The sequence below is a fragment of the Thiohalocapsa sp. genome (assembly GCF_019695415.1).
GTDB lineage: Bacteria > Pseudomonadota > Gammaproteobacteria > Chromatiales > Chromatiaceae > Thiohalocapsa.
Genome location: NZ_JAIFKJ010000625.1, coordinates 1 through 5,397 on the forward strand (window position 1 = coordinate 1; position 5,397 = coordinate 5,397).

At 66.3% G+C, this 5,397-nt stretch carries 6 protein-coding genes; 4 read left to right on the top strand and 2 right to left on the bottom strand.

Features of this window, described 5'->3' with window-relative positions:
• Both I6U14_RS17070 and metF read left to right on the top strand, forming a co-directional pair.
• Positions 1-375: adenosylhomocysteinase (locus I6U14_RS17070; protein ID WP_296900911.1), on the top strand; the 375-nt coding region annotated here is incomplete at its 5' end.
• Positions 376-488: 113 nt separating this feature from the next.
• Positions 489-1,346 carry a methylenetetrahydrofolate reductase [NAD(P)H] gene (gene metF / locus I6U14_RS17075; RefSeq protein WP_296900913.1) on the top strand — a complete coding sequence of 286 codons (858 nt, stop codon included), beginning with the start codon at positions 489-491 and terminating at the stop codon, positions 1,344-1,346.
• Between the two features lie 46 nt (positions 1,347-1,392).
• On the opposite strand, the gene I6U14_RS17080 is transcribed toward metF, so the two are convergent.
• Both I6U14_RS17080 and I6U14_RS17085 read right to left on the bottom strand, forming a co-directional pair.
• Positions 1,393-2,760, bottom strand: coding sequence for an HD domain-containing protein (locus I6U14_RS17080; protein ID WP_296900915.1), 1,368 nt, complete (start codon positions 2,758-2,760; stop codon positions 1,393-1,395).
• A 23-nt stretch (positions 2,761-2,783) separates the two neighbouring features.
• Positions 2,784-3,425 (bottom strand): Crp/Fnr family transcriptional regulator, encoded by a 642-nt coding sequence (locus I6U14_RS17085; protein ID WP_296900917.1) that lies wholly within the window; start codon positions 3,423-3,425, stop codon positions 2,784-2,786.
• 165 nt (positions 3,426-3,590) lie between these two features.
• Between I6U14_RS17085 and I6U14_RS17090 the strand changes: the two genes are divergently transcribed.
• Together I6U14_RS17090 and I6U14_RS17095 are read left to right on the top strand one after the other, a co-directional pair.
• A complete protein-coding gene (locus I6U14_RS17090) occupies positions 3,591-4,409 on the top strand; it encodes a hypothetical protein (RefSeq protein ID WP_296900919.1) in 819 nt (272 codons plus the stop codon).
• A gap of 125 nt (positions 4,410-4,534) precedes the next feature.
• On the top strand, positions 4,535-5,397 hold an 863-nt coding region (locus tag I6U14_RS17095; protein WP_296900921.1), incomplete at its 3' end, for a class I tRNA ligase family protein.

A 5,397-nucleotide genomic window follows, 5' to 3' on the forward strand; every position in this document is an offset into this window, starting at 1 on the left:
CAGGTGGACAAGCTGTCCAAGTACGAGTGGATCGAGATCAAGCCGCAGGTGGACCAGATCGTCTTCCCGGACGGCCACCGGATCACCCTGCTCGCCCGCGGCCGGCTGGTGAACCTGGGCTGCGCGACGGGGCATCCGAGCTTCGTGATGTCCAACTCCTTCACCAATCAGGTGCTGGCGCAGATCGAGATCTTCACCAAGCCGGAGGAGTACCCCATCGGCGTCTATGTGCTGCCGAAGCACCTGGACGAAGAGGTCGCCCGGCTGCATCTGGAGAAGATCGGCGCAAAGCTCACCAAGCTGCGCCCGGACCAGGCCGAGTATATCGGCGTCACCGTGGACGGGCCGTTCAAGACGGACCATTACCGGTATTAAGAGAGGGCTGAGGGCTGAGGGCCGAGGGCTGGGTCAGGACGCTGCTTCCGGGCCTTGGCCCTTGGCCCTTTGCGCATTCTGTTCAGCACTCTTTATAGACACGGTGACAGCCCATGAACACCCAAGACACCCGCACCTTCAGCTTTGAGCTGTTTCCGCCGAAGACGCCGGAAGGCATGGAGAAGCTCAAGGACACGGTGACCAAGCTCAACGCCGTCGGCCCCGAGTATTTCTCCTGCACCTACGGCGCCGGCGGCTCCACACGCGAGCGCACCTTCCAGACCGTGGACTGGCTGTGCTCTCAGGGCATCGACACTGCACCGCATCTGGCCTGCATCGGCTCCGAAGAGGCCGAAATCCGCGACATCGTCGGACACTACATCGACCAGGGCATCCGCCGCATCGTCGCCCTGCGCGGCGACATGCCCTCCGGCATGGGCAGCACCGGGCGCAGCGCCTTCCGCTATGCCAACGAGCTGGTGGCCTTCTTGCGGGCCGAGTACGGCGATCGCTTCCACATCGAAGTGGCCGCGTATCCGGAGTTCCATCCGCAGGCGCCCAACGCGATCGCGGATCTCGAGAACTTCAAGCGCAAGGTGGATGCCGGCGCGGATGCCGCCATCACCCAGTATTTCTTCAACCCGGACGCGTACTTCGAGTTCGTGGAGCTGTGTGACGAGGCGGATATCACCATTCCCATCGTCGCCGGCGTCATGCCCATCACAAACTTCACCCAGCTGGCGCGCTTCTCGGACGCCTGCGGTGCGGAGATCCCGCGCTACATCAGGAAGCGCCTGGAGGCCTACGGTGACGACAAAGCATCCATCCGCGCCTTCGGCCACGAGGTGGTGTTGGACCTCTGCCACCGGCTGCTGGAGGGCGGCGCCCCCGGCATTCACTTCTACACCATGAACCAGGCCGACGCGACGCTGAAGCTCTGGCGGGAGCTGGAGCTGCCGGCGGCGACCTGATGCTGCTTGGCCGCGTGGACGCCGCCGCGCCGCAGCGCGCTCTGGTTCACCAGCCGAGCAGGTCCGCGCCCCACTGACGGCTCATGAGCTCCTCCACCCGCTCTGCGAGCCGCGCGATCTGCGGCCAATCGTGGGTGACGATGTCCTGGGCATGGGCGAGGTTGTTACGCAGTGACTGCAGGTCGCCCATCACGCGCTTGGCGGCGCCTTTGGTGGGCAGGCCGAAGGCGGCGCGCTCCTGGGCATCCTCCATCACGATCTGCGCTTTGTCAGAGAGCTGCAGGCAGTCCGCCAGATCCACATGCTGGCCGCGGCGGCGTCGCTCGGCGAGCAGGCTCTCGGCCTTCTTGAGCCGCCCCTCTGACAGGAGCCGCGTCCAGCTGCCGTCAGCCCAGCGGGTCCGGATGCGCTCGCCCAGCTCCATCTCGATGAGCGTGATGATGCCGAACAGCCACATGCGCACGATGGGGCTCTGCATGTCGCCGCGAGTAATGACGCCGGCGACGTCGCCCATGGCGGTGACGAAGCAGAAGTCGTAGCGGGTCAGCACCCGGACAACTTCCGACAGGGACGCATCCGCCCGCAGGACCTGCGCCGGCGCGAAGGCCCGCAGCGCATCTGCCGGCTCGCGGTCCCACCGACAATCCGGGCGCAAGTAGCCAATGCAGACACCGTGACGGCGCACGCCGGCGACCTCCATCTCGGCTGCGCGGGCCTGTGCCAGCAGCTCCGCCGCCGGACGCTCGGCATCAAAAGACCTGAGCGGCAGGGCGATCTCCCGTGCCGTGAAGGCCGTGGTGAAGAGCCCAAGCCCCCGGCGCTGCACCAGCATGGGGTCCGCGGGCGGCCGCCAGTTCGGCTCCTCCGGCGTGCTCTGCGGCGGCTCCGGCAGACCGAGCCGGCGGGCGCAGTCCGCCACGGCCCGCTGTGCGCGGCGGAACAACGTGGCGTCGCCGTCGTCGAGCACCTCCAGCAACGCCGCGGCCTCGGTGAGGTAGACGCGGGCGAAGCGCGGGTCGTGGGCGCAGATGTCCCGGCAGTTGTCGATGAGGTCCGCGAGCTTGACCGTCTTGGCCCGGCTAGACGCCCGCGCCGTGTGCTGGCGATCAACAGCCTTGCGGACGTCGCGGTTGCCGTCGCTCGGGCTGCTCACGTCCGTCAGGTCCGCCACCAAATCGCGCACGGCGGCGCCGAACTCGCGCTCGATATCACCGAAGGTCGCCGGGGTGTCCTCCACGGTGTCATGCAGCCAAGCTGCGGCCAGCATCTCCGGGTCGTCCGTCACCTCCGCAACCAAGCCGGCCACGGCCTTCAGGTGCTCCTGATAGGGCTGGTGGGTGTACTTACGCCGCTGGTCGATGCGCTGGTGCGCCTCGGTGGCGAAGCTGCGCGCGCGGCTGACGAGGTCGGTCATGGGTCGGCCGGATCTTTGTGGGCTTACCACCGCTCCGGCAGCTTGCGCTCCAGCACGAAGCGCTTGCCTTCGGTGGACACATAGCCGCCGGTCTTCAGGTCGCCCAGGATGCGGCTTACCATCTCCCGCGAGCACCCAACACGATCGGCGATCTGCTGCTGAGTGAGCGGCGGCGTGATGAGCCGCCCCCCCTCCTCCTGCGCATGCTCCATCAGGATTTTGGCGATACGCCCATAGACAGAGAGCAGCGCCAAATCACTGGCGGTATCCGTCAGGTGAGTGATCTGGTGTGCGAGGTGACGGATAAGGCTCAGTGCCACCTCCGGTTGCTTCGACAAGAAGTCCTTGAACACCGTGCCGGTAAGGAGCCGCACGTCGCAGTCCGAGAGTGTCTCCACCGATGCAGTGCGCGGTGACCCGCCGAGTAACGCGAGCTCGCCGAAATGGTCTCCAGGCCCCAGCTCGCGCAGCACGATTTCACGGCCGGAGTTATCCGCAACGTAGACCTTGGCGCGACCACGTTCGAGGACATACAGCGTGGAGGAATCGTCTCCCTTTTCGATGATCACAGTGCGCTTGTGGTAGCGCTTGACTTTGGTCTGGCTTTCGAGCGCGGACAGCGCCGCCGGATCGAGATTAGCGAACAGCGGGACCTGAGCGAGCATGGCGTGGCATCTCCGCGAACATGGCATCAGCGGACCGCACCATGCGGCCTCCGATCCACATCAGCCTAGCGACGCCGGTGCCCGACTACAACCACCCGGCGGGCAGTCGACCCCAGACCGGGATGGCTTATCATTCGCGGTTTTGGCCGAAGGCCTAAAGCCGACATGCAGCTTGCCGCCATCCATCTGCTCCCCCCTTTTGCGCTCGCCACGCTGGTCCTGCTGTCGATGGTTGTTGCCATCGAGGTCGGCTACCGGATCGGCCTACGGACTCGGCGCCGGGCGAGCGACCCTGAGGCCATCGTCAAGCGCGATGTCACGCTGGGCGCGATGCTGGCGCTGCTCGGACTGCTGCTGGCCTTCACTTATTCCTTCAGCCTGAGTCGCGCCGACCTGCGCAAGGAGGCGGTCCTTGCGGAGGCGAACGCCCTCAGCACCGCCTTTTTGCGCGCAGACCTCGTCGACGAGCCCGCCCGCAGCGCCCTGCGCCGAGCGTTGTACGACTACGCCCGCACCCGCGTGGTCCTCCAGGAGCAGGTACGCACCAAGGAGCAACTGGAGGCGGTGATCGCGCACTCTGAGGCTGCGCAGCGCAAGCTCTGGCCGGTGCTGAGCCAGGCTGTGCAAGTGGACACACCGGGCCCACTCCAGAACGCACTGGTGCAATCCATCACCGAGGTGCTCGATCTGCATACCACACGCCTGAGCCGCGTTGGCGACCGGCTGCCCGAGGTGGTGTTCTGGCTCATGGTGCTGGTTGCCGCGGGCGCGCTTGCCGTCGCCGCGCACAACGGTGGTTTAGCTGGACGCATCAGCCGCAGCCGTATGGCCGTCTTCGCGATTGTGCTGAGCGCGCTCATCGCCGTCATCATGGACTTCGACCAGCCACAGCGCGGTACCATCACGATCAGTCAGGCGCCGATTGAAATGACTGTGAAATCAATGGCCGACGACCTCGCCGCCGAAGGGCAGCGAATGCATTGATCCTGCGGTGGACGGCGCTCGCTGCGGCGACCGACCCTTAGCGCTTCGCTATACTGGCGTGCCGCGCCGGTCTGCCTGCCGCGAAGCCCTTGGCAAGGCCGCCCCTGCCGCCGCTCGAGACAATCATGCTGGACAAGACCTACGACCCCCACCGCATCGAAGCCCAGTGGTACCAGCGCTGGGAGGACGCCGGCTGGTTCGCGCCACGGCTCGATGCCGGCGCAGAGGCCGCAGCCGATGGCGCCAGTGCCTACTGCATCATGATCCCGCCGCCGAACGTCACCGGCAGCCTGCACATGGGCCATGGCTTCAACAACAGCCTCATGGATGCGTTGATCCGCTACCACCGCATGTGCGGCGACAAGACCCTCTGGCAGCCGGGCACGGACCATGCCGGCATCGCCACCCAAATGGTTGTCGAGCGTCAGCTGGAGGCCGAGGGCAAGACGCGCCACGACTTGGGCCGCGAGGCATTCATCGACCGCGTCTGGCAATGGAAGGCGGAGTCCGGCGGCACCATCACCCGCCAGCTGCGGCGGCTGGGGTCGTCGCTGGACTGGCAGCACGAGCGCTTCACCATGGACGAGGGGCTCTCGAACGCCGTGCGCGAGGTCTTCGTACGGCTGTTCGAGGAGGGGCTGATCTATCGGGGGAAACGGCTCGTTAACTGGGACCCGGTGCTGCACACGGCGGTATCGGACCTGGAGGTCATCTCCGAGGAAGAGGCGGGCCACATGTGGGACATGCGCTACCCGCTCACCAACGGCACAGGGCATCTGACGGTATCCACCACCCGCCCCGAGACCATGCTCGGCGACTGCGCCGTGGCGGTGAACCCGGAGGATGAGCGCTACAGGCACCTCATCGGCGAGCTGGTTGAGCTGCCGCTCACCGGCCGGCGCATCCCGATCATTGCCGACGAGCACGCGGACCCGGAATTCGGCACCGGCTGCGTCAAGATCACGCCCGCACACGACTTCAACGACCA